Here is a 25,993-nt window from a genome sequence, read left to right on the forward strand (position 1 = left end):
CCTATGAGATCGGGTCGAGTCAGGCCGGCGTGATCTCGATGCCGATCGTGCCCGCCTTGCCGCGGCGCAGGTTGCTGCCGAGGATCACGAGCGGGCCGGTCAACCAGTACTTCTTGCGCAGCGCCGACCGGAGTTCGCCGGTCTCGGCCGCGTCGAGCAGCCGTGCGGTGCCGGTCACCACGGCACCGTGCGCATCCCCGCGCACGTTGCAGGGTTGCACTGTCACCTCGGGGTTACGCCGGACACGCTTGACCTTCCAGCTGTCGGTCACCGTCCAGACAAACAGTTTGTCCTCGCGGGCAACCGCCCAGACAGGCGTTCCCACCGGAGTGCCGTCCTTGCGGAAAGTGGTGAGTAGTACGTAATTCGCGGTCGCCAGTTCACCGAGGCGGTTAGTCATGCCCACAGCCTAATCGGGTCCGCCGCATTGGGTCGCCGCGCGGCGATCCTCAGCCGCGCACGGCCGGAGCGAATGCGGAGGTACGCCCTGCATTTCGCACCCGCGCCGCCGGGAATCGAGCTGCCGGCGGAGCACGCGGGCGCGTTGGTGATGGTCGACGACGTCGCCGCACGCCATGCCGAGTACACCGACCGGCTCGCGCACTGGAAATCCGAACTCGACACCGTCGAATTGACCGCCGAGGAGCGCGCGGCGCTGTGATGGCTGCGACCTACTCACGGCCTCGCGCACCGCGACCGACTGACCCCAGCCACGCGCCCGGTCTGCCAGTAGGCTTCGACCATGCGCGGCCGATCGAATGAACTCACCACCCGTCGGCGGCGGACCCGTTGTCTCGCAACAGCAGTCACGGTTGCCGCCGCCCTCGGGATCGGCCCGGCGGGTACGGCACAGGCCGGCGCACCGTCGTGCGCGGACGGCTGGCACGCCGAGGTGCTGGCGGCCGATCTCGGCGGCTTGGAAAATCTGGAATACGACGGCCGCGGCGGCTTCTACGTCAGCGGCATCATTCGCGGCGAGATCCTGCACGTCGCCGGCGACGGCCGGGTCACCACCGTCCGCACCGGCCTCGACAACCCGGCCGGGTTGCGGCTGATCGGCGCGGACCTCTACTTCGTCACCGGCGACGGCACCACACCGAACGGCGGCGGCACCCTGAGCCGACTCGACATCGGCACCGGCGACGTCACCACCCTGCTCCCGAACCTGGTGCAGCCCAACGGATTACTCCTGCTCCCCGACGGGGACCTGCTCATCTCCCAGCTCTCCGTCCCCTGGCCCCCGGTCGGCATCAGCCGCTACCGCCCCGCCACCGGCGAATTCACCCTCGCCTGGTCCCCCGTCCCCCGCCCCAACGGACTCGCACTTGCCCCCGACCACCAGTCGGTCATCACCGAGGACGTCCTCACCTCCCAACTCCTGCGAGTCCCACTCGACGCCCCCGACCGCGCCACCCCCATCGCCACCGTGAACGACGGCCTGCTCCCCGCACTCGACGACCTCGACGTCACCGCCGCCGGTCTCGTTTTCGTCACCGGCGACTACTCCGGCAGCGTCTACCAGGTCGACCCGTCCACGGGCACCTGGTGCACCCTCGCCACCGGCTGGACCACCCCCCGAGGCCCCCTTCCCACACGACCTCCCATCGGCCCCACCTCGGCCCGCCTGGCCCCCGACCCCACCACCGGCGCCTGGTCCCTCTACGTCACCAGCATCGACGGCACCCTCCGCCGCCTCCGCCCACCATCCGCGCTTGACCTCACACCCTCCTTCCTCCGCTGAGCACCTCGACCAGGAGGCACCGATGGCCGAACCCACCCCGCCGATGACCCAGTCCAGGCGCATAGCCTTCTGGCGCACGCGGGGCTGGACCCCAGATCTGCCTGCGGACCAACGCCTGGCGATCGAGCAGCAATGGCAGGACCCGATGATCGAGGAAGCGGAATTGCACGGCTTCTGAGGTGGCGTACCGTCGATATCCGTGGTGCACTTCCAGATTCGGCTCTCGGGAGGTCAACGTGGGATCGGCACCACAGTGGGCACGGCAGGACGGGTTCGGGATTCGGGTGGAGTGGGGGCGGGCCGGGGCGGCGGTGCTCGGGCCGGGGGCCGGGTGTCTTGTGGTGATCGATGTGCTGTCGTTCACGACGTCGGTGTCGGTGGCTACCGCCGCGGGCACCGCGGTGTTCCCGTACCGGTGGCGCGATGATTCGGCGCGGGCGTTTGCCGAGGAGAACGCCGCCGAACTCGCCGTCGGACGGCGGGAGGCCGGTCCGTGGTCGTTGTCGCCGGCGGCGATCCGGCGGGCACCGTTCACTCCGCGCCTGGTGCTGCCCTCACCCAACGGTTCCACCATCGCCGCCGCTGTCGAGGGGACGCGGGTCGTCGCCGCGTGTCTGCGCAACGTCAGCGCGGTCGCCGACTGGCTCGTTGCCCAGCACTGGGGCACTCCCGATCAGCCGATCGCGATCATCCCGGCGGGCGAGCACTGGCCCGGCACCGATACCGTGCGACCGGCGCTGGAGGACTGGCTCGGTGCCGGTGCGCTCGCCGCCGCGCTGATCGATCGCGGCCTCACTACCCCGTCCCCCGAAGCACGCACGGCGGCAACCATATTCGAGGGAATTCCCGACGTGGGCGCCCTGATCACCGACTGTGCCTCGGGCCGCGAACTCGCCGCGACGGGCTTCGCCGATGATGTGGCCATCGCGATCGAACGGGATGCCGATACCGCCGTTCCGGTTCTCACCGGCAACGCCTTCGTCGACCACCGATCCCGATAGCAGAGAACCGGCCGCCATCTCCCCACAACGCTTCCGGATCCATGTTCGGGATGATCAGTAATACCGTTGTGGTGGAAGCCTTTTCAGCGACCACCACAGCGGTAAGGTCTACTGGTTCGAGCCGATGATGCCGCCGATCACCGCCCCGATGATGCACCCGGGGATGGCGCTGACGAACAGGAAGATCAGGCCGATGAGCGCACCGATGACACAGCCGATCGCGATGCCGGCGACGATGTTGCCGGTCTGATCGATGTTCTGCAACGCCGCGGGGTTCGCGATCGGCGCGCCGACGGGGGTGAGGGTGAGGGTGGTGGCCGCGGCGTCGAGCTGCGGGACCACAGTGATGGCAGGACCGGCTACCGTCTGCACGGTCGTCGGGATGAAGCCGACGCGCTGGCCGTTGGGTGCCAGGACGGCCACGCCCGCTTCGGGCGTGAGCTCGAAGGTGCCCGCCGTGAGTTCGACGGATGCCTGCGAACCGTCGTGCGCGACCGCGGCGGTATAGGCGACGGCCCCGTCGACACCCGCTACCGACGGTCCGGCGAGTGGGGCGCCATGGGCGGTGGCGGCGGCGATGCCGGTCGCCGCGACAGTGAGCACGCAGGCAGCCAGCAACTGCTTGAACATCATAGGTTTTCCCTCCGACTTGCTGACCCGACCTACCCCGAGATCAGCCCGTACCTCCCATGATGCGCTATAGCCATGTCGCATCACACCGGTTCGGCGGAATCCGAATCGGCTTGCGGCAATACAGAATTCGCACGCGCGGAGCCGACCGGTCAGTCTTGCGAGGTGAGGATCCTCGGGCCGTCGGCGGTGACGGCGATCGTGTGCTCGCTGTGCGCGCAGCGGGAGCCGTCGGCGGAGCGGATGGTCCAGCCGTCGGCGTCGGTGTAGACCTTCGCGGTGCTCGCCGCGAACCACGGCTCGATCGCCACGGTGAGACCGGGCCGCAGCCGGAACCCGCGGCCCGCCCTGCCGTCGTTGGCGATATGCGGATCCTCGTGCATCGTCCGCCCGAGTCCGTGTCCACCGAACTCGGTGTTGACCGGATATCCGTACCCGCGGGCGACATTCGCGATCGCGGCGGAGATGTCACCGATGCGGTTGTCCGGTTGCGCCGCCGCGATCCCGGCGGCCAGGGCCTCCTCGGTGGCCCGCACCAGGCGCTCATCCGCGGGCGCCGGGGTGCCGACGATGAACGAGATCGCCGAGTCGGCGACCCAGCCGTCGATCGACACGGCCAGATCAGCCGTCAGCAGATCCCCGTCACACAGCGCGTAGTCGTGCGGAAGTCCGTGCAGCACAGCATCGTTCACCGCCAGACACACCGTATTACGGAACGGCCCGCGCCCGAACGACGGCGCGTAGTCCCAATAGCACGACACCGCCCCCCGCTCGCGAATCCGTTCCCGCACATACGCTTCCAGCTCGAGCAGGTTCACCCCGACCGCCGCACGGTCGCGCACCCCGGCCAGCACGTCGGCGACGAACCGGCCGGTCACCCGCATGCGCTCGATCTCCGCGGGTGATTTCAACTCCACCATCACGCCTCCACTTGGTATTTTCATACCGACACTAGCCGCGCCGGTATAAAAATACCAATTTCAGCGGTTCAGGTTGCCCATATCCACCGGGATCTGCGCGCCGGTGATCTTGCCCGCCTCGTCCGAGCACAGCCACGCCACCGTCGCCGCGATCTCCTCCGGCTGGCAGATGTGACTGGGCAGCGCGTTCATGAAGATGGGCGCGAGGGTGCTCCCGTACTTCTCGAACAGCGGTCCCATCTCGCTGATCTGCATACCGCTTTCCACGCCCGCCGGGTGCACCGTGTTCACCCGGATCGCATACCCGCCGAGCTCGTTCGCCATCGTCTTGGCCAGCCCCGTGATCGCGTGTTTGGTCGCGACGTAGTGACCGGTGAACGGGATGCCCTTGAGTCCGCCCACCGAACTGGTGAACACCATCGCGCCGCCTTCGTTCTGCGCGATCAGGTGTGGCACAGCGGCTTTCGCCGTGTGAAAGACGCCGGTGAGGTTGACGTCGATCGTCTCCTGCCACTGCTCGGCCGTGATCTCCCATGACATCGCCGCAGAGCAGATCCCCGCGTTGGCCACGACCACATCGAGCCTGCCCAGCTGCTCGATGCCGTCGGCCAGCGCCGCCGAGAGCGCGTCGAAATCGCGCACGTCGACCTTGCTCGCGACGATCTTGCCGCCTGCGGCTTCGACCAGCTTCACGGTCTCGGCCAGATCCGCCTCCGTGGCACCCGCGTAGGTCGTGCTGGCGAACTCGGCGCACGCGTCGATCGCGATCACGTCGGCGCCTTCCTCGGCGAAACGCACCGCCTCCGCCCTGCCCTGCCCGCGCGCCGCCCCCGTGATGAAAACGACCTTGCCGTCGAACCGTCGTGTCATGCCCCAACCTTTCGAACCTCGATGTCCTTCCCTGACACCTACCACCGACAACGACCGCGCGAGGCGGAAACGGAGATACCTACTCAACTTGGCCAACGCGTTCGCGAGGACCTACCATCGGTCGCATGGTCCGTCTCCCGCTCAGCCCCGCGCAGGTCGAAGCAGGCCGCCGCCTGGGCCGCCGCCTGCGCACAGCGCGCGGCGATCGCGACCTCACCGAGGTGGCCCTGCGGGCAGGCATTTCCCCGGAGACGCTGCGCAAGATCGAGTCGGGACGGCTGCCCTCACCGGCGTTCGGCACCGTCGTCGGCCTCGCCGAGGCCCTCTCGATCCCCCTGGCCGAACTGGCCGAGTCCTACCGAGACGAGCAGGTCGCCGAGTCCGCCTGATCGGCCGCACCGACCACCAGCGCGATCTGTTCGTCCAGCGCGCCCACGAGTTCCGCGGGCGAATACAGACCGGGCGCGCTCATCGCCTCGAGGGCGAGTCCGTCCACCACGGCCATGAGCAGCGTCGCCCCGTGTCCGCGCGATCGACCCCGCCCGACCTGCTGACCGTGCGCGTCGACCTCGACCCGGCTACCGGCGGTTCATCGATTCCTCGTTCTCGTAGCCGAGCGTCACATCGTGAGTGATCTCGCCACGGGTCACCGATACCTGACTCGCGACCGGTGGGTATCCGCGCGCGACCACCGTGTACTCCCCTTCCGGCAGGTCCGGGACCAGGTACTGCCCCTTCTCGTCGGTCCGGGCCGTCGCCGCCGGATCGCCACCCGAATCCAGGACGGTGATCTGCACATCGGGGACGGGACGGTCACCGTCCACCCACGCGGAGCCGAGGAGAATGGCCATCGGTTCGAGGTCGATATCGCGATGCAGCGAGCCCGTCTCCGGCACGGTCAGCGCGACCGCCGACGGACGCATGTGGTCGGCCACCGCGACCAGGGTGTACGTGCCGCTGACGACATCGCGGCACACGTAGGTGCCGTCCTCGCCGGTGATCGCCGCGCCGACCACCTCACCCTGGGGGTCGGTCAGCGTGACCGTGGCACCCCAGAGCGGTTCGCCGCGGCGCGCGGACCGCACGATCCCGGCGAGTTCGCCCGCGCCCGTCAGCATCAGGTCGACATGCTGGGCACGCTCCCCGATCGACACGCTCACCGCCTCGGGCTGATGACCGGCCGCGGCGGCGATGAGCACATAGTTGCCGGGCCGTGGCGCCTCGATCACGTACGCGCCGTCGGCATCGCCGTTGCCGCGGGCCACCTGATGCCCGTGCTGGTCGATCAGGGTGAGGGTGGCGGCGGGCACCGGGCGCGCGTCGTCGCGTCGCAACAGTCCCGCGATCACCCGACCGGTCGCGGCGGGCCGCAGTTTCCCCGCCATCTCGTGCGCGTCGTGCAGGCTCACATCGCGCAGCAAGGTGGCATCGGCTTGCTCCTCGGGTGCCGGATCCTCCTGTAGCGGAATCTCTTTCATGAACACCAGCACCAGGCAGGCCACCACGGCGAGGTCGGCGGCGAGCAGGAACACACTGTGCATCGAGTCGGTGAATCCCTCGAGGATGGGGATCCGCAACTCGTCGGGCAGGGTGGCGATGCCACTGGTATCGCTCAGCAAGCCCGCGAGCCGCGCGCCGTCGAAACCGGGCGGCAGGCTCCCGCCGAAGGCTTCCAGGATCGAACCGGGCAGCTGGTCGAACAGCACCGTCAGGAACACCGCGACCCCGAGCGTCCCGCCGAGCTGACGGAAGAATGTCGCCGCCGCGGTCGACACGCCCATCTCGGTACGCCCGACGGCGTTCTGCGCGGCGATGACCAGCGTCTGCATGCAGCCGCCGAGACCGAGACCCATGATCGCGCTGTAGGCGAGCGGCTGCCACAGCGGACCGTCGTAGGTGATCCGGGCGAACAGGGCACACCCGATCGCCAGGATCAGCGCACCGAGCACCGGCAGCACCTTGTATCGTCCGGTGGCTTTCGTGATCAGCCCGGATACCTGCGCGCCCACCATGATCCCGAGTACCAGCGGCAACATCAGCAGCCCCGCCTCGGTCGGCGAGAAGCCACGCACGACCTGCAGATACTGCGGCACCATCGTGATCGCGCCGAACATCGCGACACCCACGAGGAACCCACCCAGGATCGCGATGCTGAAGGTGGAACTGCGGAACAACCGCAGCGGGATCAGCGCCGAGTCCTTCATCACGAATTCGACGAGCGCGAACAACACGAGACCGGCCGCGCAGATGCCGTAGCAGAGTAGCGATTTCGGCTCGGTCCAACCCCAGACGCGTCCCTGCTCGGCCACGATCAGCAGCGGCACCACACCCACGATGAGCGTGATCGCGCCCAACCAGTCGATCCGGCTGCGTTGGCGCGTGTGCGCCACGTTCAGCACCTTCGCGACCACGAGGAACGCCAGAATTCCGACCGGTACGTTCACCAGGAACACCCAGCGCCAGCCCTCGATACCGCCGAGGCTCTCGTAATCGGACAGGAAACCGCCGACCACCGGGCCGAGCACCGTCGCGATGCCGAACACCATGAGGAAATAGCCCTGGTAGCGGACCCGCTCGCGTGGGGGCACGATGTCACCGACGATGGTGAACGCCAACGACATCAACCCGCCCGCGCCCAAACCCTGGAAGGCGCGGCAGCCGGCCAGCTGGTACATGGTGGTCGCGAAGCAGCAGGCCGCCGAGCCGATGACGAACAGGGCTATCGCCAGCAGATAGAACGGTTTACGCCCGTAGATGTCGGCGAGCTTGCCGTAGAGCGGCGTGGTGACGGTGGCGGTGATCAGGTATGCCGTTGTCGCCCATGCCTGTTCGTCGAACCCGTCGAGACTGTTCGCGATCCGGACGATCGCGACGCTGACGATGTTCTGGTCGAGCGCGGCGAGGAACACCCCTAGTAGCAGGCCCGACAGAATCGTGAGTGTCTGGCGGTGCGTGAGGCGTGATTCGGCAACGACGGTATCGGTCATGGAGAAGCCCTGGTTCTGATCGGCTGGCAAGTGGGGGTCGATCATTCGGCCCACACGAGGGCCGACAACCCCGCTGCGAGGAAAACTTTGCGCCGCGGGTGGAACTCTTCATGCACTGGTGCGCAGAGCTTACCCACGCCGGATTCGTCGCCGTCATCGAGGGATCAAGTTATCGATAATTTCACTGGGAAACGATAGGTCGCGCCACTCGGGACTGTCGGTTCGGCGGAGGTGAATTCAGCTGCCGAGGTCGGCCAGCGCGCACAGAGTTTCCGAGCAACCCGCGTCGATTCGGAGCGTGGCGAGTTCGTCGGCGCGGGTGCGCCCGCGATTCACGATCACCACTGGCACACCGTTTTTCGCTGCTCTGCGCACGAATCGCAGGCCCGACATCACCGTCAGCGAGGAACCGGCCACCAGGATCGCCTGCGCTTGTTCGACCATGTCGAAAGCGGCTTCCACCCGGTCGGGCGGCACGTTCTCACCGAAATACACGATGTCGGGTTTGAGCATTCCGCCGCACGCCATGCAGTCGACCATCCGGAATCGGTCGGTATCGGTCACCACGGCGTCCGCGTCGGGTGCCACTTCGATACCCGTTGCCCCCGCCGAAACATTTTCCGCGAAACCGGGATTGGCGGCTTCGAGGTGTTGCGCCAGCGTCATTCGGGAGATCAGATTCGCGCAGTTCAGGCATCGCACTCGCGCGTAAGTTCCGTGCAGATCGATCACCCGGCGCGCACCCGCCTTCATGTGTAGCAGGTCCACGTTCTGGGTGATCACGCCCGACACCACGCCTGCCCGCTCCAGCCGCGCGACCCCACGATGACCGGGGTTGGGCCGGGCGGCGTCCATCCGCCGCCAGCCGACGTGGTTGCGTGCCCAATATCGTTGCCGAAACACCGGGTCGCCGACGAACTGCTGGTAGGTCATCGGGGTGCGCGGTGGTGATCGGTGCCCGCGGTAGTCGGGAATGCCGCTGTCGGTACTCAGCCCCGCACCGGAGATCACCACGGTGCGGCGCCCGCGCAGCAGCTCGGCCGCGCGTTCCACCGCGTCGGTGGTGTCGATATCCACCATGGATCCACTCTACGAGGGGGGCGGCGCCGCGTTGTGCGCGGGACGAACACGCCGGGGCCGAGTTGCGTGCGGTGGCCGCGCGAAGACATGATGTTTCCTCCGCCCGGCATCGACCGCTGCAGAGGAAAACCTATGTCCGACACCGACGAGCACGGCCGCACCGCGCTCAATGCCGCGGTCGACGGGACCATCATCGCCGTCCGCCGGATGTTCTATGTCCTCGGCGACGAGATCGACCGCACCGAGGGCCCGATCGAATTCACCTTCCACAACGGTGCGACCCTGCTCTTCGACGCCGGTGTCGACGGTGCGGAACTGCGCATCGGCGGGGCGCCGTGGCGGGACCCGTTCGAGCCACTGGTCGACCCGGTGAACATCGAGTATGTCGCCAACTCCGGCAAGTACACCGCCTTCGACGTCACCGACGAGGCACCCTACGACGAGCTCGCGGGCCGCCGCGTCGACGCGGTCTCGGTGGTGCCACTGGCCGACGGCCGCCCCCGCGCGGCCACCCTCTACCTGGGCACGGGCATGGTGAAGGCGGAGTCGATCGCCGACGAACTCATCGTGACATTGGTGTCCGCGTAGTTCACCGGTGCCGGGCCGGGCCGGCATTCACCGGACTTGCGGCTACCTGAGCGCGTCCGCCGCGAACGACTCCGACAGCTCGTCGATGATGTCGCCACGGATCTGCCTGCGTTCGTTGGCCAATGCGGTGGTCGTGCAGATGCCGAACGCACCCTGCTCGTCGTAGAGCACCGCGGCACCCGCCGCGATCCCGTCGTCGCTGAGGTGACTCTCCGCCTCGAGACCCATGTCGTGACCGACAGGCATGCGCGAGAACGTGATCGACACATCGGTGTTGATGAAACCGATACCCTCGGTGCCCCAGTTGGTGACCAGGCTGGTCTGCTCGCCGGTCATCGCCGCGTAGCAGAACGGGGATGACCGCTCCCCCGCGACGACCGGGATATTGCGCACCCACTTGCGTTTGCGCGTGTCGTTCTGGTGTTCGGTCATATTCGCCGACCAGCCCCGCCCATCACTGCCGAACAGGTGCATCACCTCGTCGATGGTGGCGAGCACGTTCGGCGGCGGCACCGGGCGATCCCGGTCGGGTCGCCACACCTCACCCGGGGGCTGGGTCGAACGCTTCAGCAGCAGCGCGCTACCGCGGGCGACGATCTCGCCGTCGGCGCGCGCGACGATCGCCACCGCACGAACCCGGTTCCCGTCGCGCACCAGTTCGCTGGCGACTGTCAACGGTACGGCGGGCACCGGGCGGTGCAGGTCGACAGTCAGTCGCGCCGGGGCGAAGCCGTCGGAGCAGTAGCCCGCTTCCACTTCGCGCGCCATCAGCCCGCACACCGGCGGCCCGGACAGCGTGCTGGGCGACCACAGGCTCAGCGAGTACTGCGTCGGCGTGAAGACGCCGTTCGCGTGTGTGAAATAACCAGGGGAGGTCACCATCGTGCCCCTTTCCTCCGCGGGTGCCGGGCAGGATCGCGGCGGCACACCATTCCTCACAGTAGAACGTGTGGCAATTTTGTGGCACGTGGGGTCACTCCAGCTCACCCTCGGTTTCCAGGTATACCTGCCGCAGTGCGTCCAGGGTCTGCTGCTCGGGGTGTTCCCACAGCTTGCGCTCGGCTGCCTCCAGGAGCCGTTCGGCGATGCCGTGCAGGGCCCACGGGTTGGACTGCTCCATGAACTTGCGGTTCACGTCATCGAAAACGTAGCTCTCGGAAAGCTTTTCGTACATCCAGTCGGAGACGACATTGGTGGTGGCGTCGTAGCCGAACAGGTAGTCGACGGTGGCGGCCATCTCGAACGCGCCCTTGTACCCGTGCCGGCGCATCGCCTCGAGCCAGCGTGGGTTCACCACGCGGGCGCGGAAGACGCGGGCGGTCTCCTCCGACAGCGTGCGGGTGCGCACGGCGTCGGGGCGGGTGGAATCGCCGATGTAGGCCTCGGGGTTCTTGCCGGTCAGCGCACGGACGGTCGCGACCATGCCGCCGTGGTACTGGAAGTAGTCGTCGGAGTCGGCGATGTCGTGTTCGCGGGTGTCGGTGTTCTTGGCGGCGACCGCGATGCGCTTGTAGGCGGTGCGCATATCGTCGGCGGCGGGGGCGCCGTCGAGGTCGCGACCGTAGGCGTAGCCACCCCAGGTGGTGTAGACCTGCGCGAGATCGTCGTCGGTGCGCCAGCTCTTGGAGTCGATGAGCTGCAGCAGGCCCGCGCCGTAGGTACCCGGCTTGGAGCCGAAGATGCGGGTGGTGGCGCGACGGGTGTCGCCGTGTTCGGCGAGATCCGACTGGGCGTGTGCGCGAATGTAATTCGACTCGGCGGGCTCGTCGAGGTCGGCGACGAGGCGGACCGCGTCGTCGAGCAGGGCGAGCACGTGCGGGAACGCGTCACGGAAGAAGCCGGAGATGCGGACGGTGACGTCGATGCGCGGGCGGGCGAGTTCGTCGAGGGCGATCACCTCGAGCGCGGTGACGCGGCGGCTCGCCTCGTCCCACACCGGCCGAACACCCAGCAGGGCGAAGACTTCGGCGATGTCGTCGCCGGAGGTACGCATCGCCGACGTGCCCCACACCGACAGCCCGACCGACTTCGGGTACTCGCCGTGATCGGCCAGGTACCGGGCCAGCAGCGATTCCGCCATCGCCTGACCGGTCTCCCAGGCCAGCCGCGAGGGGACGGCCTTGGGGTCGACGGAGTAGAAGTTACGGCCGGTGGGCAGCACGTTGATCAGACCGCGCAGCGGGGAGCCACTGGGGCCCGCGGGGATGAAACCGCCGTTGAGGGCGTGCAGGACGCGGGCGATCTCGATGCGGGTTTCGCGCAGGCGGGGCACGACCTCGGTCGCGGCGAACCGCAGGACGGTCGTCACCGCGGCGAGGCGGGCGGTCTCGTCGGCCGCATCGCTCACTCCCCCGGCGAGAATCGCGGTGGCGAAGTCCTTCACCAGGGTCTCGACCGCGTCCGCCGACCAGTCCGTCGCCTGGAGTGCGCCGAGGAGTTCACGGGCGCGGGCTTCCACCACATCGACGCGTTCGCGGGATTCGTCACCGGCTTCGCTGAGGCCCAACGCTTCTCGCAAGCCGGGCACGTTCTGTTCGCCGCCCCACAGCTGGCGGGCGCGCAGCATGGCCAGCACCAAGTCGAGTTCCATGTCGCCCTCGGGCGCCTGCCCGAGAATGTGCAGGCCGTCGCGGATCTGGACGTCCTTGATCTCGCACAGCCAGCCGTCGACGTGCAGGAGCATGTCGTCGAAGACATCTTCCTCGGGGCGTTCGGCGAGGCCGAGGTCGTGGTCCATCTTGGCCGCGCGCATCAGGGTCCAGATCTGCTGGCGGATCGCGGGCAGTTTGGCCGGGTCGAGGGCGGAGATATTGGCGTGCTCGTCGAGCAGCTGCTCCAAACGCGAGATGTCGCCGTAGGTTTCGGCGCGCGCCATCGGCGGGATCAGGTGGTCGACCAGGGTGGCGTGCGCGCGGCGCTTGGCCTGGGTGCCCTCTCCCGGATCGTTGACCAGGAACGGGTAGATCAGCGGCAGGTCACCCAGCGCCGCGTCGGTGCCGCAGGAGGCGGACATGCCGAGAGTCTTGCCGGGCAGCCACTCCAGGTTGCCGTGCTTGCCCAGGTGCACCATCGCGTCGGCGCCGAAACCGTCGGGTGCGGACAACCAGCGGTAGGCGGCGAGATAGTGGTGGCTGGGCGGCAGATCGGGATCGTGGTAGATCGCGACGGGGTTCTCGCCGAACCCGCGAGGCGGCTGCACCATCAGCACCACATTGCCGAAACGCAGTGCGGCGATGACGATCTCACCCTGGGGATCGGCCGACCGGTCGACGTAGAGTTCGCCCGGCGGCGGCCCCCATGCCTCGACGACGGCCTCGCGCAGGTCCGCGGGCAGGGACTCGAACCAGCGGGTGTAGGTGGTGGCACCGATGCGAATCGGGTTGCCCTCCAGCTGTTCGGCGCTCAGCCACTCCGGATCCTGACCGCCCGCGGCGATCAGCGCGTGGATCAGCGCGTCGCCGTCGCGTTCCACCAGGCCGGGGATCTCGTCGATATCGCCGAGATCGTAACCAGCGGTGCGCAATTCGGTGAGCAGGCGGATCGCGCTCGCGGGGGTGTCGAGGCCGACGGCATTGCCGATCCGGGCGTGCTTGGTGGGATAGGCCGAGAGCATGATCGCGATCCGCTTGTCGGCGGCTGGGATGTGGCGCAGGCGGGCGTGGCGCACGGCGATCCCCGCCACCCGGGCACAGCGTTCGGGATCGGGAACATACGCCGACAGCCCATCGGCGTCGAATTCCTTGAAGGAGAACGGCACCGTGATGATGCGCCCGTCGAATTCGGGCACCGCGACCTGCGTCGCCACATCGAGCGGTGACAGGCCGTCGTCGTTGGCCTCCCACTGCGCGCGGCCACTGGTCAGGCACAGGCCCTGCAGGATCGGCACGTCAAGGGCGGCGAGCGCGGCCACATCCCAGGCTTCGTCGTCACCACCGGCCGAAGCGGTCGCGGGCTTGCTGCCGCCCGCCGCGAGGACGGTCACCACGAGGGCGTCGGCGCGGCCGAGCAGGGTGAGGAGTTCGGGTTCGGCGGTGCGCAGCGAGGCGGCGTAGACCGGCAGCGGCCGTGCGCCCTTGGCCTCGATCGCCTTGCACAGCGCCTCGATGTAGGCGGTGTTGCCCGCGAGGTGCTGGGCGCGGTAGTAGACGACGGCGACGGTCGGTGCGTGCGGTTCGAGGATTCGCGGAGACCGGTCGAGTTCACCCCAGGTGGGCAGTTGCGCGGGCGGTTCGAAACCGTGGCCGGTCAGCAACACCGTGTCGGACAGGAAGTTGTGTAGCTGGAGCAGGTTCTCGGCCCCGCCCGCGGCGAGATAGTTGTGCGCATCGGCCGCGACACCGACCGGCACCGTCGAGCATTCCATCAGCTCGGCGTCGGGTGCGATCTCGCCACCCAGCGCCACCATCGGCACCCCGCTCGCCCGAATCGCGTCGAGGCACTCTTCCCACGCACGCTTGCCGCCGAGGATCCGCACGATCACCAGGTCGGCGCCGTCGAGCAGTCCCGGCAGATCCTCCACCAGCAGCCGGGCGGGATTGCCCCAGCGGTACTCGGCGCCGCTCGCGCGGGCGCTCAGCAGGTCGGTGTCGGAGGTGGACAGCAGCAGGATCACAGGGTGAGACCTTCCTCGGGTTACGCGCCCATCGGGGTTTGCGGTGCTCGCCGGAGAGGGTCTGGCTGTTCACAGTGGCGCGACCGCACCGGATTTCCACCGGTTTCCTCGTCGCCCGCCGAGCAAGACGATGCTACTGGGCCAGTCCCGCCCGCAACTTTCCAGCCCGCACCCAGCGGCTGGACAATCGATCAGCAAGCAATGGCGCGAGCATCGTCCGGGAGCCCCTGCGCGCCCTTGCCTGCTGATCTTGATCTGCGGGTTGCGCCGCGCAGAGATGGACGGCGGTGTGAATTCGATACCTGACGCGGTTACGACGAGATGACGGATCAGGCGGGCGGTCTCGGTCTGTTCGGGGGCGTAGTAGCGGTAGCCGGTGGCCGCGTCGACGACGGCGGGGACGAGGATGCTCGCGTCGGCGTAGAAGCGCAGGGCGCTGGCGCTCAGGCCGCAGGCGCGGGCGAAGGCTCCGATGGTGATCAGCTCGGTGTCGGGCACCGTTTCATGATCGGGGTTCGACTGACTCGAAGGTCAAGTCGTGGATCGCTCGGTGCCCGCGGCGGCCATCTCCGGGGAGCCGGTGCCGAGATTGCGGTACACGTTCGCGATCACCAGGTGGCCCAGTGCGTTGTTGCCGACGCCACCGATGACCGCACCGATCCCCGCTGGGATGAGGGTGCCGAACAGCAGCAGGGCGCGTTTGACCAGGTAGTTGACGATGAAACGTTTGGCCGGGGAGTCGGGCATGCTCGCCAGGCCTGGGATGTGGTCGGTGATCACCGAGAGCCACTGGCCGGTCTTGTGGCCCGCCGTCCCCTCGAGCACCTTCGTGCCGCCTTCGCCGAGCACCACCTTCGACACCAGCTGCGCCTGCCTCGGGTCGTCGGGATCGAGACCGTAAGCCGCGGCCGCACCGACCGACAGCGCCGACGACGCCTCGAGGAACACGAGGGTGTCCACGCCGGTCGCGGCCAGACCGATCAGGGTGCCGACCCCGGGGACCGCGGCGGTGAGCCCGACGGTGACGCCGCTGACGGTGACGACCACCAGGTATTGGCGTGACAGCCGCTGCACGATCTCCACCGGCGCATCGTCCGGGTGCCGGCGGCCCAGCCAGCCGACGTAACGGTTCACCACCGGCGCCTGCGCCTGCGCGACCCTGTCGAGTGCGGGAACGACACGCTTGTCCACGAATTCACGCAGCATGTGGCGGCTCTCCTGTCAGTGCTCGGCTGGCGAAGGATCCGCCACTCACGCTAGGCGAATACCCCCGAACCACCCCGTCACGCGAGTAGGCCCCGTCACGCCGGCAAGGCCGCAGCTGGTCGACCACTCGCCGCAGTGAGCAGGGGCCCGCCCGCAGCCGATCACGGCGAGGTTCGGGGCACAGCCGGCGCGTCGTAGGCTGGAGCATCATGACCAGGAGTGCGCCCGATTCTTGTCCAGGGGTTCTGCGGTTGCATCAGGCTGCCGACGGGCCGCTGGCGCGGATTCGTGTGCCGGGCGGGCGGTTGGAATCGGCGCAGTTGCAGGCGCTGGCCGACGCGGCACGCGATCTCGGCAACGGGAATCTCGAACTGACCTCGCGGGGCAACATTCAGCTGCGCCAGGTCCGTGACGCCTCCGAACTCGCGCAACGCCTGGGCGCCGTGGGACTGTTGCCGAGCCGGACCCATGAACGGGTGCGCAATATCGTGGCCTCACCACTGTCCGGGCGAGTCGGCGGGCTCGCCGACGTCCACGGGCTCGCGGTCGACCTCGACGCCGGATTGCGCGGCGATCCGCTGCTGGCGGAGCTGCCCGGGCGAGTGCTGTTCACCCTCGATGACGGGCGCGGTGATGTGAGCACGCTGCACGGCGACATCGGCATTCACGCCGTGGGCGACAACGAGTTCGCCCTGTTGCTGGCAGGCGCCGACACCGGACTTCGGGTCACCGCGGGCGAGGCGGTCGAGGTGATGCTCGACGCGGCGCGCGGCTTTCTCGATCTGCGGGGCACCAGCGATTCCGGGCAGTGGCGACTGCACGAAATTCCGGGCGGGGTCGAATCGGTGGTCGAGACGCTGGACCGCTCTCCCGTCGGCGAACCTCTCGAACTCGGTGCGCCACAAGCTATTCCGATCGGATGGCTCGATCAGGAGAACGGGCTCGTCACACTCGGCGCGGCAGTACCGCTCGGTACCTTGTCGGCCAGGACGACCGAATTCCTGGCCGCTGTCGAACGGCCCGTCTTCGTCACCCCGTGGCGCAGCCTGGTGATCACCGACCTCGACGAGGGACCCGCCGAAACTGTGGTGCGAGTGCTCGCGCCGATGGGCCTTATCTTCGACGCGAATTCCCCGTGGCTGCTGGTCAGCGCCTGCGCCGGACGCCCCGGTTGCGCGAAATCACGCACCGACGTCCGCGCCGACCTGGCCGCCGCCATCGAATCCGACCGTGTCCTGCCCGCAACGACCGGCGACTCGGCCGATGGTGTAGTTCCCGCCGACGCTGTCACCGTGACAGGTCGCCAGCACTGGTCGGGGTGCGACCGCCGCTGCGGCCGTCCACGCGGACCCGTCACCGATGTGGTCGCCACCGACCACGGCTATCGCATCGACATCGACGAGGCGACGACCGCTCCCTGATCCGCGTCGGCGGCCGAACGAAACTCGCTCGACGATGCCGGAAACGTCTCGTACCCTTGCCTTCTCACTACGAGGGGGTTCCCATGTCCACACTGCAGGTGACGGCCGAGCGGCTCGTCGTTGTTCCGCATCCGAATGCCGATCGGCTCGAGTTGGCCCAGGTCGGCTTGTACCGGGCCGTGGTCGCGAAGGGTCAGTTCGCCACGGGGGATCACGCGGTCTACATTCCGGAACAGTCGGTGCTGCCCGAGGAGCTGATCGCCGAGCTCGGCTTGACCGGGAAACTCGCGGGCTCGCTGCGCAATCGGGTGAAGGCGGTGCGGCTGCGTGGCGAGGTGTCGCAGGGCATCGTGTGCAGGCCGACAGCGCTGGGCAGGATGGATCTCGCCGAGGCCGCCGCAGCCGGGGCCGATTTCGCCGAATCGCTCGGGATCGTGAAATGGGTTCCACCGGTGCCGGTCTCGATGTCGGGACAGGTCGAGGCTGCGCCGGATCTGCTGCGGTGGGTCGATGTCGAGAACATCAAACGGTTTCCCGATATCTTCACCGCCGGCGAGCCCGTGGTGGCGACGGAGAAGATCCACGGCACCGCCTGCCTGCTCACCCACGTGCGTGCCGGTGACCGAATCCTGGTTTCGTCCAAGGGCGTCGGTGGCCGGTCGCTGTCGCTGACCGAGGCCGACGGCAACCTGTACTGGCGCGCCGTTCGCGCCCACAGGCTCGATGAGGCCGCTCGTAAGCTCGCCGCCGCGCTCGACGCGGACCGCATCGGTCTGTTCGGTGAGGTATACGGCGCGGGCGTACAGGACCTGCACTACGGCGCGTCCGCCGCCCACGACTCCTCGCTCGGCTTCGGACTGTTCGATATCGCGGTGGACACGGGCACAGCGCCGGTTCGCTGGCTCGGCCATCACGAGATCAGCGACCTGCTCGACGACCTCGGCCTTGCCCTACCGCGCGTGCCGATCCTCTACGAGGGCGCCTACGACGCGCAGTTGCTGCTGGAATTGGCCGAAGGCGCCGAAACCGTCAGCGGCGCGGGCACCAATATCCGCGAGGGACTCGTGGTGCGCCCCGCCACCGAACGGACGTCGCCGATTCTCGGTGGCCGGGCGATCGGCAAGATCGTCTCCGCCGCGTACCTGCTGCGCGACGGCGGCACCGAATACGAGTGAGCCCCACCCCGAGCACCAGCCACGCACCACCGACATGCGGCGCCGAGCGCGCCGCTCCTCGGTGCTGTGCTCGAGGTGTGCCATCCGCCCAGTATGTGGCGGTGGGGGACCCGGCTCGGCTAGCTCACGGTCGTGTCGCGGCGGGTGTGCAGCTCGAGCACACAGCATTTCACGCCGCCGCCGCCCTTGCGCAGTTCGGACATGTCGACCGGGACGGGAACGAAACCGCGCTCGCGCAGCTGCGCGATGAGCCCGGTGGCGCCGGGGTCGAGGAAGACGTGTTCGCCGTCGCTGAGACCGTTCAAACCGAAGCAGACCGCGTCGTGGTCATCGGCGAGGATCGCGTCCGGATAGAGCGCGGTCAGCACGTCGTTTGCGGCGGGGCTGAACGCCGCCGGGTAGTAGGCGATGGTGGTGTCGTCGAGGACCATCAGCGCGGTGTCGAGGTGATAGAAGCGCGGGTCGACCAGCTCGAGCGACACCACCGGCACCTCGAAATACCGCTCGACCTCCCCGTGCGCGGACAGCGAACAGCGGAACCCGACACCGGCCAGAATCCGCTGCCCGGCGAACGCGAAATCACCCTCACCCTCATTGGTTTCGGTCGCGGCGGCCAGCTCGCGAAGTTCCCTGGCGGCGAACCACTGATGGAAGGCGGGGCCCTCGGCGGCGCGTTCGGGGTGGGCGAATCGTGCCGAGAGCGCGTGTCCACCGATCACGATGCCGCTGTTGGCCGCGAAGACCATATCCGGCAAACCGGGTTCGCCGGGCACCGTTTCCACCGTGTGCCCGTGAGCTTCCAGGCTCGCGCGCAGGATCTCCCACTGGGCGAGCGCGCGCGCCCGGTCGACCGGGGCGGCCGGATCCATCCACGGGTTGATCGCGTAGGCGACCTCGAAATGGTCGGGGCGGCACAGCACGTAGCGGCGCGGTGACGCGGTCCGCGCCGGTGCGGATACGCGAAGGGGGCTAGCGGCGGTCATCAGGACTCCCGGTGGCTGCGCGGACGGTTTCCACGACCGTAATTGCCGTTCCATTGCACCGGGAACACCGATTCGTTGTGCATATCGGTGCAAGAATGGGGAATCATTGCGTCCAGCAGCAAAGGAGCGACGTGGACGATATCGACCGGCGCATTCTCGCGGAGCTGCTCGTCCACGCCCGCGCCTCGTTCCAGGAGATCGGTGCGGTGGTCGGGCTGTCCGCGCCCGCGGTGAAGCGGCGGGTGGACAAGATGGTCGCGAGCGGGCAGATCACCGGGTTCACCGCACAGGTCAACCCGGCCGCGCTGGGCTGGAAAACCGAGGCGTACGTCGAGGTCTACTACCGCGACAACATCTCCCCGGCCGAGCTGCGCCGGACCCTCGAACCGATTCCGCAGGTCGTCGGGGTGTGGACGATCGCGGGCGAGGCCGACGCGCTCGTGCACGTGATGGCCACCGATATGGCCGAGATCGAGGTGACGGTCGAACGGATCAGGGAGAACGCGCGCGTCGGGCGCACCCGCAGCTCCCTGGTGATGTCACGCATTCTCGAACGCCCCCGCACCTGAGCCGCCGGACACCACGTCACACCCAGGTTCTAGGGTTGTCGGCATGTCCGACGTGCGTACCAGCTACCTCACCGACGGGGCCGAGATCTATCGGCGCTCGTTCGCGACGATCCGCGCCGAGGCCGATCTCGCCGGTTTCCCCGCCGATGTCGAGCGGGTGGCGGTGCGGATGATCCACGGCTGCGGTCAAGTCGACCTCGCCCCCGATATCGCCTACTCCCCCGGTGTGGTCGCCGCCGCGCGCGCCGCGCTGCACGCGGGCAAGCCGATCATCTGCGATGCCAATATGGTCGCCTCGGGGGTAACCCGCAAGCGCCTGCCCGCCGACAACGCGGTGCTGTGCAACCTCACCGACCCGCGGGTGCCCGAACTCGCCGCGCGGCTGGGTAACACGCGCTCGGTGGCGGCACTGGAACTGCTGCGCGACCAGCTCGACGGTGCGGTGGTCGCCATCGGCAACGCACCGACCGCGCTGTTCCATCTGCTCGACATGCTCGACGCCGGTGCGCCGCGACCCGCGGCGATCATCGGCATCCCGGTCGGGTTCATCGGGGCCGCCGAATCCAAGCAGGCGCTGATCGACTTCGGCGGGATCGAATATCTGACCGTCCGCGGCAGGCGGGGCGGCAGCGCGATCACCGCGTCGGCACTGAACGCGATGGCGAGCGAACAGGAGTGAGTGAGATCAGCACCGGCAAACTGTGGGGTATCGGTCTTGGCCCCGGCGATCCGGAACTGGTGACCGTGAAGGCCGCCCGGCTCATCGCCGAAGCCGACGTGGTCGCGTTCCACAGCGCCAAGCACGGGCGCAGCATCTCCCGTGCCATCGCGGCGCCGTATCTGCGCGCGGGGCAGATCGAGGAGCACCTCGTCTACCCGGTGACCGTGGAGACAACCGATCATCCCGGTGGGTATCAGGGTGCGATCGACGAGTTCTACGAGCAGGCGGCCGCGCGGCTGGCCACCCACCTGGCCGCGGGGCGCACCGTCGCGCTGCTCGCCGCCGGTGATCCGCTGTTCTACTCCTCCTATATGCACATGCACCGGCGATTGGCCGGTCGGTTCGACGCCGAGATCGTTCCCGGCATCACCTCGGTCAGCGCGGCGTCGGCGGCGCTGGGCACTCCCCTCGTGGAGGGTGAGCAGGTGCTGACGGTGCTGCCCGGCACCATGCCCGTGGAAGAACTGACCCAGCGCCTGCGCGAGACCGACGCCGCCGCGATCATGAAGCTGGGGCGCACGTTTCCCGGTGTGCGCCAGGCACTTTCGGATTCCGGTCGGCTCAAAGACGCCTACTACGTCGAACGCGCGAGCAGCACCCGGCAGCGGGTACTCGCCGCGGCCGACGTGGACGAGGCAGACGTTCCGTACTTCTCGATCACCCTCGTCCCTGGTCCGACGCCGACCACCGCGATCCCCGTTCGCGGCGCTTCCGGCCATCAGCCCGCGACCGACCTCGCAGCCACCGTGACTACGCCAGGCCGTCAGGCAACTGCTGAATCCCGGCCCGACGACTCGATCACCGCGGCGGCCGAGCCGAACCACACGGCCGTGGCCTGCGCACCGGGTGGCCACGTGTCCGCACCGCGCGTCTCCCCGGCGGAGTCGGCAGAGGTGCCGGGCGAAGTCGTTGTCCTCGGTCTCGGTCCCGGCGACGCGGACTGGACGACGCCGCAGGTCACCGCCGCGTTGGCCGAGGCGACAGATCTCGTCGGCTACACCACATACATCAATCGAGTCCCCGAACGGGCCGGCCAGCGCAGGCACGCCAGCGACAACAAGGTCGAATCCGAACGGGCCGCGATGGCCCTGGACCTGGCCAAGCGTGGTGCTCGCGTCGCCGTCGTGTCCTCCGGCGATCCGGGCGTCTTCGCCATGGCGGCCGCCGTCCTCGAGGTGTCGGCCGAACCACAGTTCAAGGATGTCCCGGTGCGGGTGCTGCCGGGCCTGACCGCCGCCAACGCGGTGGCCAGCCGGGTCGGCGCGCCGCTCGGGCACGACTACGCGATGATCTCGCTGTCGGACCGGCTCAAGCCGTGGGATGTTGTCGCACAACGCCTTTCGGCGGTCGCCGCAGCCGACATGGCCATCGCGATCTACAACCCGGCCTCCTCGCAACGACGCTGGCAGGTCGGCGCCATGCGCGAGGTACTGCTCGAACACCGCCCACCGCACACGCCGGTGGTGCTAGGCCGCGATGTCGGCGGGCCGACCGAATCGGTCCGGGTGACCACCCTGGGCGAGCTCGATCCGGACGAGGTCGACATGCGCACACTGCTGATCATCGGATCCTCGACCACCACCACCTTCGACACGCCGGAAGGCACCCGCGTTTTCACCTCGCGCAGGTATGGGTCGGTGCCGAGCCGGTAGTCCGCGCCCGGCCATCGGCAAGCCCCACTGTCGGTACCCCGCACGACCCGCGCCGAGCGGCCACCGAATCGGCGGGGCAGGCGCCCCCGGGCGACCCGCGGGCGACCGACACCACCGCGATCCTCGGCGACCCGCGCGGTCGGCGAGGCCCGGCGATACGCACCCGCGGTGGCACACTGGTTCCGCGGGCCTGCCCGCGAGCACAACAGCGTGACAGCTCGTTTCCTGGTTCGATTCCCCAACGCGTCCCACGAGGACGATGAAAGGATTCACCACGATGAGTGTTCAGCACCACGCACAGCACACCCTCAGCACCCGATTACGGCGCGGTGTGACGGTCGGCCTGATAGCCGCCGCCATGACGGTTCCCGTCGCCGGGATCCTGCCGGTCACCGCGTCGGCCCAGCCACCTCTACCCCCAGTGGCACCCACCGTTCCCGGGGTGCCGGTCGCGCCCGAGCTGCCAGCCGCGCCCGAGCTGCCGGCCGCGCCCGAGCTGCCGGCCGCGCCCGAGCTGCCGGCCGCACCCGTCGCACCCAAGTTGCCCAGCCTGCCAAAGGTGCCCGGGGTACCCCTCGCCGAGACCGCGACCGGCATCACCGTGACGGTCAACGGCTTGGACGGCGAGCCCATCCCGGTCACTGTCGAGACCACGGCCACCGTGCAGGATCTGAAGGTCCTCATCCAGGAACAGACCGGCGTTCCGGTGGCTGATCAGCAGCTCATCACCGAGAACGAGATCAAGCTCGAGGACTCCGCGACACTGGCGTCCTACGAGCTGGCCGACGGTGACATCCTGAACCTCGCGTTGGCCTGAGCCTGACGGGTCGACCACCGCGGCGGTGATGCTCAGCGCGCGAGCATCACCGCCGCACCCGGGCTCGGCGAACGCACCGCAACACCGGCGCTCTTGGCGAACCGCCCACCCAAGCGTAACGTTCCACTTAGGAATGTAGTTCGAAGGGAGTTGACCGTTGACCGACATCGCGACACGACGCCGCCCGCTGAACTCCACCGCGGCCTCGCTACTCGGGTTCCTGCACGAGGGTCCGAAGTCGGGCTGGGATCTCGCCACCCAGGCCCAGCAACGCATCGGCGACTTCTGGACCATCACGCAGAGCCAGGTCTATCGCGAACTGTCCACGATGGACGCCGCGGGCCTGGTGACCAAGGGCGAACGCGGCGCCAGGGAGCGCACGCCGTACCGGATCACCGATGTCGGGCGCGAGGCCTTCGCCGAGTGGATCGGGCGCGATCCGGGCGCCGAGACCATCCGGGTTCCGCTGCTGCTCACGCTGTCGTTCGGCGAGCACCTGGATCCGGCTCATCGCGATCGGATCATCGCCGCCAACAAGAACATTCATCAGGACCGCCTCGACCGCTACCTCGATGAAGACGAAACCGCCCTGGCACCGCACCAGCGGGCCACCCTCGAATTCGGCATCGCCTACGAGCGCGCGGTCCTGCACTGGTTCGACCAACTGCCGACGATCTTCACGCCGCCGAACCCGCGCTGATTCCCGTTCGGCCCACCGGCGGCCCGACCGGCTTCAGCGCACCCGGTGCGAGGTGGACTCGCGCAGCCACTCGACAGCGTCGCCGACCTCGGCCACGGTGACCGCGCCCGCGGGCAGCAGTGGCCGGTCGATCATGATCACCGGCAGACCCGCGGTGCGGGCGGCGAAGATCTTCGCCTCGGTCTGCTCACCGCCGCTGTTCTTGGTAATCAGCACGTCGATGCGATGGCGCGACATCAGCACGAGTTCTTCATCGAAGGTGAACGGCCCACGCGCCAGCAACAGTTTCGCGCGCGGTGGCAGCGGGACCTCGGGGGCGTCGATGGAGCGGATCACGAAACCGTGCCCCGTACAGCCGACGAACGCGCCGACGCCCTGGCGGCCGATGGTCAGCAGGACTTGTTCGTCGCGGGCGGTCAGGGCGGCGGCCGCCGACGCGAGATCGGGCACCCGGGTCCACAGGTCACCGGGCCGCTGCACCCACTCCGGGCGGCGCAGATGCAGCGCGGGGATGTCCAGGTCGGCCGCGGCGGTGGCCGCGTGCGCGCTCACCTTCGCGGCGAAGGGATGGGTCGCATCCACGACAGCGTCGATCGCGTTCTCGCGTAGCCAGGTTCGGAGTCCCTCGACGCCACCGAACCCGCCCACGCGCACCGCACCGACCGGCAGCCGCGGATTGGCGACCCGACCGGCGAGGGAGGACACGATGTCGAGTCCACGCTCGCCGGACGCTCTGCGCGCCAGCTCCCTGGCCTCACCGGTGCCACCGAGGATCAAAACTCTCAGGACAGCCCTCCGAAATCATCGGTACCGGCATCGCCATCGAACTTCGAGTACTTCATGTAACTCTCCATCGTGGAAAACGCACCCGGGGGGATTACCCGGAACGGCAACGACCCTACCCCCGAGCCGAGGGTTCTACACGTTCGGTCCGAAACTTTTGCGGCGCGCGGACCCTGCGACAACGGATTCATCGTGATCTGCGCGTGATCTGATCGTGATCGGGACTACGGGGTCGCGATCCGTCGACCAGCGGGTTTTCGGACAATCCACTGGGCGACCGGCAAGTGCGGTCGCCAGGCGGTGAACCCGCCGAGCGGTTCACCTCGATAGATCTGAAATTTGCGCAGGGTGCCGCCGAACCCGGCAGACCAGTCGAGCAGCAGCGCTTCCGATTCCGCGGTGACCGCGTTGGCGACCAGGCGGCCGCCGGGACGCAGGCGCTGCCAGCACCGCTCGAACATGCCGTCCTGGGTGAGGCCACCACCGAGAAATATGGCGTCGGGTGCCGGGATCGTTTCTTCGGCTAACTCTGAGCGCACCTCACCTCGGATCGTTATTCCCGGCACCCCGAGCGCGTCGATATTGGTCGCGATTTGTTCGCGGCGGGCGGGCAGTCGTTCGAACGTGACGGCGCGGCACAGTGGATGGGTGCGGCACCATTCGATGGCGATACTGCCCGAGCCACCGCCGATATCCCACAGCATTTCCCCCGGTGTGGGGGCGAGAGCGGTGACGGTGAGGGCGCGGACCTCGGCTTTGGTGAGCTGGCCGTCGCCGGCGAAGGCGGTGTCGGCCAGGCCGGGCAGGCGGGTGTCGCGGCGGGTGCCCGGGTCGGCACGACAGTCGATGGCGACGATGTTGAGTGGGTCGCCGGGCGGGTGCGGCCAGGTGGCGGCCGGGCCGGTGCGCCGGTGTTCGGTGGGGCCGCCGAGTTGCTCGAGGACGGTCAGTGTCGAGGCGCCGAACCCGTTGTCGCGCAGCAGTTCCGCGATCCGGCTCGGCGTTGTCTCGTCTTCGCTGAGGACGAGAATTCGACGACTTTCGGACAATTCGGGCAGGACGGTGGGCAATGGCCGGGCAACCACGCTCACCACCGGGGTTTCGGCCAGTGGCCAACCGAGCCGGGCGCACGCCAGCGATGCCGAGGAGGGCTGCGGGAACACGCGCAGTGCCGCCGGGCCGAACCGGCGGGCCAGGGTGACGCCGATTCCGTAGAACATGGGATCACCGCTGGCGAGGACACCGACGCGTCGACCGGCGTTGCGCGCGAACAGCTCCGGCAGTGCGGGCAGCAGCGGCGTCGGCCACGGCACGCGTTCGATATCGCTCGCCGGAAGCAGTGCCAGCTGACGTGCGGAGCCGAACACGACGTCACAGTCACCGAGTGCCCGGCGGACATTGTCCCCCAGACCGGACCAGCCGTCGGCCCCGATTCCGGCCACCACGATCGGATGCCCGGTCCAGTCCGTACCGCTCGCTGACGCGCTGACCGCACGAGCACCGGCCCCCGCCCCACGGTGCGGCCCAGCGGCAACAC

At 68.6% G+C, this 25,993-nt stretch carries 27 protein-coding genes; 13 read left to right on the plus strand and 14 right to left on the minus strand.

The features are described from left to right. Positions 1 to 19: 19 nt before the first annotated feature. On the minus strand, positions 20 to 400 hold the full coding sequence (locus ACTWPB_RS23305) for a PPOX class F420-dependent oxidoreductase (RefSeq protein WP_446222680.1): 381 nt from the start codon (positions 398 to 400) through the stop codon (positions 20 to 22). Positions 401 to 472: 72 nt separating this feature from the next. Here ACTWPB_RS23305 and ACTWPB_RS23310 point away from each other — a divergent pair, with 72 nt between their 5' ends. The 4 genes from ACTWPB_RS23310 (at position 473) to ACTWPB_RS23325 (ending at position 2,742) form a co-directional block, all read left to right on the plus strand. Then, entirely contained in the window at positions 473 to 661 is a 189-nt protein-coding gene (locus ACTWPB_RS23310; RefSeq protein WP_446222681.1) for a hypothetical protein, read from the plus strand. A gap of 81 nt (positions 662 to 742) precedes the next feature. Then, positions 743 to 1,741, plus strand: coding sequence for an SMP-30/gluconolactonase/LRE family protein (locus ACTWPB_RS23315; protein WP_446222682.1), 999 nt, complete (start codon positions 743 to 745; stop codon positions 1,739 to 1,741). Between the two features lie 22 nt (positions 1,742 to 1,763). Then, complete coding sequence (locus tag ACTWPB_RS23320) at positions 1,764 to 1,919, plus strand: hypothetical protein (RefSeq protein ID WP_446222683.1); 156 nt, start codon at positions 1,764 to 1,766, stop codon at positions 1,917 to 1,919. Positions 1,920 to 1,977: 58 nt separating this feature from the next. Continuing rightward, entirely contained in the window at positions 1,978 to 2,742 is a 765-nt protein-coding gene (locus ACTWPB_RS23325; RefSeq protein WP_446222684.1) for a 2-phosphosulfolactate phosphatase, read from the plus strand. Between the two features lie 108 nt (positions 2,743 to 2,850). Here the strand turns inward: ACTWPB_RS23325 and ACTWPB_RS23330 are convergent, their stop codons facing one another. The 3 genes from ACTWPB_RS23330 to ACTWPB_RS23340 all read right to left on the minus strand — a co-directional run bounded on the left by ACTWPB_RS23330 (position 2,851) and on the right by ACTWPB_RS23340 (position 5,162). Then, positions 2,851 to 3,375 (minus strand): hypothetical protein, encoded by a 525-nt coding sequence (locus ACTWPB_RS23330; RefSeq protein WP_446222685.1) that lies wholly within the window; start codon positions 3,373 to 3,375, stop codon positions 2,851 to 2,853. 149 nt (positions 3,376 to 3,524) lie between these two features. After that, positions 3,525 to 4,292 carry a type I methionyl aminopeptidase gene (gene map, locus ACTWPB_RS23335; protein ID WP_446222686.1) on the minus strand — a complete coding sequence of 256 codons (768 nt, stop codon included), beginning with the start codon at positions 4,290 to 4,292 and terminating at the stop codon, positions 3,525 to 3,527. A 60-nt stretch (positions 4,293 to 4,352) separates the two neighbouring features. Next, positions 4,353 to 5,162: a mycofactocin-coupled SDR family oxidoreductase gene (locus ACTWPB_RS23340; RefSeq protein ID WP_446222687.1), complete on the minus strand. Its 810-nt coding sequence runs from the start codon at positions 5,160 to 5,162 to the stop codon at positions 4,353 to 4,355. A 125-nt stretch (positions 5,163 to 5,287) separates the two neighbouring features. Here ACTWPB_RS23340 and ACTWPB_RS23345 point away from each other — a divergent pair, with 125 nt between their 5' ends. Beyond that, entirely contained in the window at positions 5,288 to 5,551 is a 264-nt protein-coding gene (locus tag ACTWPB_RS23345; protein ID WP_378919740.1) for a helix-turn-helix domain-containing protein, read from the plus strand. Here the strand turns inward: ACTWPB_RS23345 and ACTWPB_RS23350 are convergent. The 3 genes from ACTWPB_RS23350 to ACTWPB_RS23360 all read right to left on the minus strand — a co-directional run bounded on the left by ACTWPB_RS23350 (position 5,518) and on the right by ACTWPB_RS23360 (position 9,229). Further along, positions 5,518 to 5,667, minus strand: a complete 150-nt coding sequence (locus ACTWPB_RS23350; RefSeq protein WP_446222688.1) for a hypothetical protein — start codon at positions 5,665 to 5,667, stop codon at positions 5,518 to 5,520. The genes ACTWPB_RS23345 and ACTWPB_RS23350 overlap by 34 nt on opposite strands. Positions 5,668 to 5,740: 73 nt before the next feature. Then, the gene (locus ACTWPB_RS23355; RefSeq protein WP_446222689.1) at positions 5,741 to 8,149 is read right to left on the minus strand and encodes an MFS transporter; all 2,409 of its coding nucleotides are present in this window, start codon (positions 8,147 to 8,149) and stop codon (positions 5,741 to 5,743) included. Between the two features lie 237 nt (positions 8,150 to 8,386). Beyond that, positions 8,387 to 9,229: an NAD-dependent protein deacetylase gene (locus tag ACTWPB_RS23360; protein ID WP_446222690.1), complete on the minus strand. Its 843-nt coding sequence runs from the start codon at positions 9,227 to 9,229 to the stop codon at positions 8,387 to 8,389. Between the two features lie 132 nt (positions 9,230 to 9,361). Here ACTWPB_RS23360 and ACTWPB_RS23365 point away from each other — a divergent pair, with 132 nt between their 5' ends. Next, positions 9,362 to 9,817, plus strand: a complete 456-nt coding sequence (locus tag ACTWPB_RS23365; protein ID WP_446222691.1) for a hypothetical protein — start codon at positions 9,362 to 9,364, stop codon at positions 9,815 to 9,817. A gap of 42 nt (positions 9,818 to 9,859) precedes the next feature. Here the strand turns inward: ACTWPB_RS23365 and ACTWPB_RS23370 are convergent, their stop codons facing one another. The 4 genes from ACTWPB_RS23370 to ACTWPB_RS23385 all read right to left on the minus strand — a co-directional run bounded on the left by ACTWPB_RS23370 (position 9,860) and on the right by ACTWPB_RS23385 (position 15,635). Continuing rightward, entirely contained in the window at positions 9,860 to 10,699 is an 840-nt protein-coding gene (locus ACTWPB_RS23370) for an acyl-CoA thioesterase domain-containing protein (RefSeq protein WP_446222692.1), read from the minus strand. Positions 10,700 to 10,790: 91 nt separating this feature from the next. Beyond that, entirely contained in the window at positions 10,791 to 14,429 is a 3,639-nt protein-coding gene (gene cobN / locus ACTWPB_RS23375; RefSeq protein WP_446222693.1) for a cobaltochelatase subunit CobN, read from the minus strand. 69 nt (positions 14,430 to 14,498) lie between these two features. Next, the gene (locus ACTWPB_RS23380; protein ID WP_446222694.1) at positions 14,499 to 14,927 is read right to left on the minus strand and encodes a MerR family DNA-binding transcriptional regulator; all 429 of its coding nucleotides are present in this window, start codon (positions 14,925 to 14,927) and stop codon (positions 14,499 to 14,501) included. Positions 14,928 to 14,960: 33 nt separating this feature from the next. Next, positions 14,961 to 15,635 carry a hypothetical protein gene (locus ACTWPB_RS23385; protein ID WP_446222695.1) on the minus strand — a complete coding sequence of 225 codons (675 nt, stop codon included), beginning with the start codon at positions 15,633 to 15,635 and terminating at the stop codon, positions 14,961 to 14,963. Between the two features lie 209 nt (positions 15,636 to 15,844). Here ACTWPB_RS23385 and cobG point away from each other — a divergent pair, with 209 nt between their 5' ends. Together cobG and ACTWPB_RS23395 are read left to right on the plus strand one after the other, a co-directional pair. Then, positions 15,845 to 17,056: a precorrin-3B synthase gene (gene cobG, locus ACTWPB_RS23390; protein ID WP_446222696.1), complete on the plus strand. Its 1,212-nt coding sequence runs from the start codon at positions 15,845 to 15,847 to the stop codon at positions 17,054 to 17,056. 83 nt (positions 17,057 to 17,139) lie between these two features. Next, positions 17,140 to 18,231 carry an RNA ligase (ATP) gene (locus ACTWPB_RS23395; RefSeq protein WP_446222697.1) on the plus strand — a complete coding sequence of 364 codons (1,092 nt, stop codon included), beginning with the start codon at positions 17,140 to 17,142 and terminating at the stop codon, positions 18,229 to 18,231. A 119-nt stretch (positions 18,232 to 18,350) separates the two neighbouring features. Here ACTWPB_RS23395 and ddaH read toward each other — a convergent pair whose 3' ends face one another. Next, the gene (gene ddaH / locus ACTWPB_RS23400) at positions 18,351 to 19,214 is read right to left on the minus strand and encodes a dimethylargininase (protein WP_446222698.1); all 864 of its coding nucleotides are present in this window, start codon (positions 19,212 to 19,214) and stop codon (positions 18,351 to 18,353) included. 95 nt (positions 19,215 to 19,309) lie between these two features. Between ddaH and ACTWPB_RS23405 the strand changes: the two genes are divergently transcribed. From ACTWPB_RS23405 to ACTWPB_RS23425, 5 genes are all read left to right on the plus strand, one after another. Beyond that, the gene (locus tag ACTWPB_RS23405) at positions 19,310 to 19,783 is read left to right on the plus strand and encodes an Lrp/AsnC family transcriptional regulator (protein WP_446222699.1); all 474 of its coding nucleotides are present in this window, start codon (positions 19,310 to 19,312) and stop codon (positions 19,781 to 19,783) included. A 43-nt stretch (positions 19,784 to 19,826) separates the two neighbouring features. Beyond that, the gene (locus tag ACTWPB_RS23410; protein ID WP_446222700.1) at positions 19,827 to 20,462 is read left to right on the plus strand and encodes a precorrin-8X methylmutase; all 636 of its coding nucleotides are present in this window, start codon (positions 19,827 to 19,829) and stop codon (positions 20,460 to 20,462) included. Positions 20,463 to 20,467: 5 nt separating this feature from the next. Beyond that, complete coding sequence (cobJ, locus tag ACTWPB_RS23415; RefSeq protein WP_446226455.1) at positions 20,468 to 22,156, plus strand: precorrin-3B C(17)-methyltransferase; 1,689 nt, start codon at positions 20,468 to 20,470, stop codon at positions 22,154 to 22,156. A 277-nt stretch (positions 22,157 to 22,433) separates the two neighbouring features. Beyond that, entirely contained in the window at positions 22,434 to 22,973 is a 540-nt protein-coding gene (locus tag ACTWPB_RS23420) for a ubiquitin-like domain-containing protein (RefSeq protein ID WP_446222701.1), read from the plus strand. Positions 22,974 to 23,130: 157 nt separating this feature from the next. Further along, entirely contained in the window at positions 23,131 to 23,673 is a 543-nt protein-coding gene (locus ACTWPB_RS23425) for a PadR family transcriptional regulator (RefSeq protein WP_378928883.1), read from the plus strand. 33 nt (positions 23,674 to 23,706) lie between these two features. Here the strand turns inward: ACTWPB_RS23425 and ACTWPB_RS23430 are convergent, their stop codons facing one another. Then, a complete protein-coding gene (locus ACTWPB_RS23430; protein WP_446226456.1) occupies positions 23,707 to 24,459 on the minus strand; it encodes a cobalt-precorrin-6A reductase in 753 nt (250 codons plus the stop codon). Between the two features lie 221 nt (positions 24,460 to 24,680). Next, positions 24,681 to 25,904, minus strand: a complete 1,224-nt coding sequence (gene cbiE, locus ACTWPB_RS23435) for a precorrin-6y C5,15-methyltransferase (decarboxylating) subunit CbiE (RefSeq protein WP_446226457.1) — start codon at positions 25,902 to 25,904, stop codon at positions 24,681 to 24,683. Between the last annotated feature and the right edge of the window lie 89 nt (positions 25,905 to 25,993).

The organism is Nocardia sp. IBHARD005, assembly GCF_052814245.1.

Bases quoted from the DNA above. Each gene is read 5' to 3' on its own strand.
- ACTWPB_RS23365 (WP_446222691.1), top strand. From the start codon at position 9,362: ATGTCCGACACCGACGAGCACGGCCGCACCGCGCTCAATGCCGCGGTC.
- ACTWPB_RS23315 (WP_446222682.1), top strand. From the start codon at position 743: ATGCGCGGCCGATCGAATGAACTCACCACCCGTCGGCGGCGGACCCGT.
- ACTWPB_RS23320 (WP_446222683.1), top strand. From the start codon at position 1,764: ATGGCCGAACCCACCCCGCCGATGACCCAGTCCAGGCGCATAGCCTTC.
- ACTWPB_RS23310 (WP_446222681.1), top strand. From the start codon at position 473: ATGCGGAGGTACGCCCTGCATTTCGCACCCGCGCCGCCGGGAATCGAG.
- ACTWPB_RS23370 (WP_446222692.1), bottom strand. From the start codon at position 10,699: ATGGTGACCTCCCCTGGTTATTTCACACACGCGAACGGCGTCTTCACG.
- ACTWPB_RS23395 (WP_446222697.1), top strand. From the start codon at position 17,140: ATGTCCACACTGCAGGTGACGGCCGAGCGGCTCGTCGTTGTTCCGCAT.
- map (WP_446222686.1), bottom strand. From the start codon at position 4,292: ATGGTGGAGTTGAAATCACCCGCGGAGATCGAGCGCATGCGGGTGACC.
- ACTWPB_RS23330 (WP_446222685.1), bottom strand. From the start codon at position 3,375: ATGATGTTCAAGCAGTTGCTGGCTGCCTGCGTGCTCACTGTCGCGGCG.
- ACTWPB_RS23410 (WP_446222700.1), top strand. From the start codon at position 19,827: ATGTCCGACGTGCGTACCAGCTACCTCACCGACGGGGCCGAGATCTAT.
- ACTWPB_RS23355 (WP_446222689.1), bottom strand. From the start codon at position 8,149: ATGACCGATACCGTCGTTGCCGAATCACGCCTCACGCACCGCCAGACA.
- ACTWPB_RS23305 (WP_446222680.1), bottom strand. From the start codon at position 400: ATGACTAACCGCCTCGGTGAACTGGCGACCGCGAATTACGTACTACTC.
- ACTWPB_RS23385 (WP_446222695.1), bottom strand. From the start codon at position 15,635: ATGCTGCGTGAATTCGTGGACAAGCGTGTCGTTCCCGCACTCGACAGG.
- ACTWPB_RS23405 (WP_446222699.1), top strand. From the start codon at position 19,310: ATGGGGAATCATTGCGTCCAGCAGCAAAGGAGCGACGTGGACGATATC.
- ddaH (WP_446222698.1), bottom strand. From the start codon at position 19,214: ATGACCGCCGCTAGCCCCCTTCGCGTATCCGCACCGGCGCGGACCGCG.
- ACTWPB_RS23360 (WP_446222690.1), bottom strand. From the start codon at position 9,229: ATGGTGGATATCGACACCACCGACGCGGTGGAACGCGCGGCCGAGCTG.
- ACTWPB_RS23340 (WP_446222687.1), bottom strand. From the start codon at position 5,162: ATGACACGACGGTTCGACGGCAAGGTCGTTTTCATCACGGGGGCGGCG.
- ACTWPB_RS23420 (WP_446222701.1), top strand. From the start codon at position 22,434: ATGAGTGTTCAGCACCACGCACAGCACACCCTCAGCACCCGATTACGG.
- cobG (WP_446222696.1), top strand. From the start codon at position 15,845: ATGACCAGGAGTGCGCCCGATTCTTGTCCAGGGGTTCTGCGGTTGCAT.
- ACTWPB_RS23345 (WP_378919740.1), top strand. From the start codon at position 5,288: ATGGTCCGTCTCCCGCTCAGCCCCGCGCAGGTCGAAGCAGGCCGCCGC.
- ACTWPB_RS23350 (WP_446222688.1), bottom strand. From the start codon at position 5,667: ATGGCCGTGGTGGACGGACTCGCCCTCGAGGCGATGAGCGCGCCCGGT.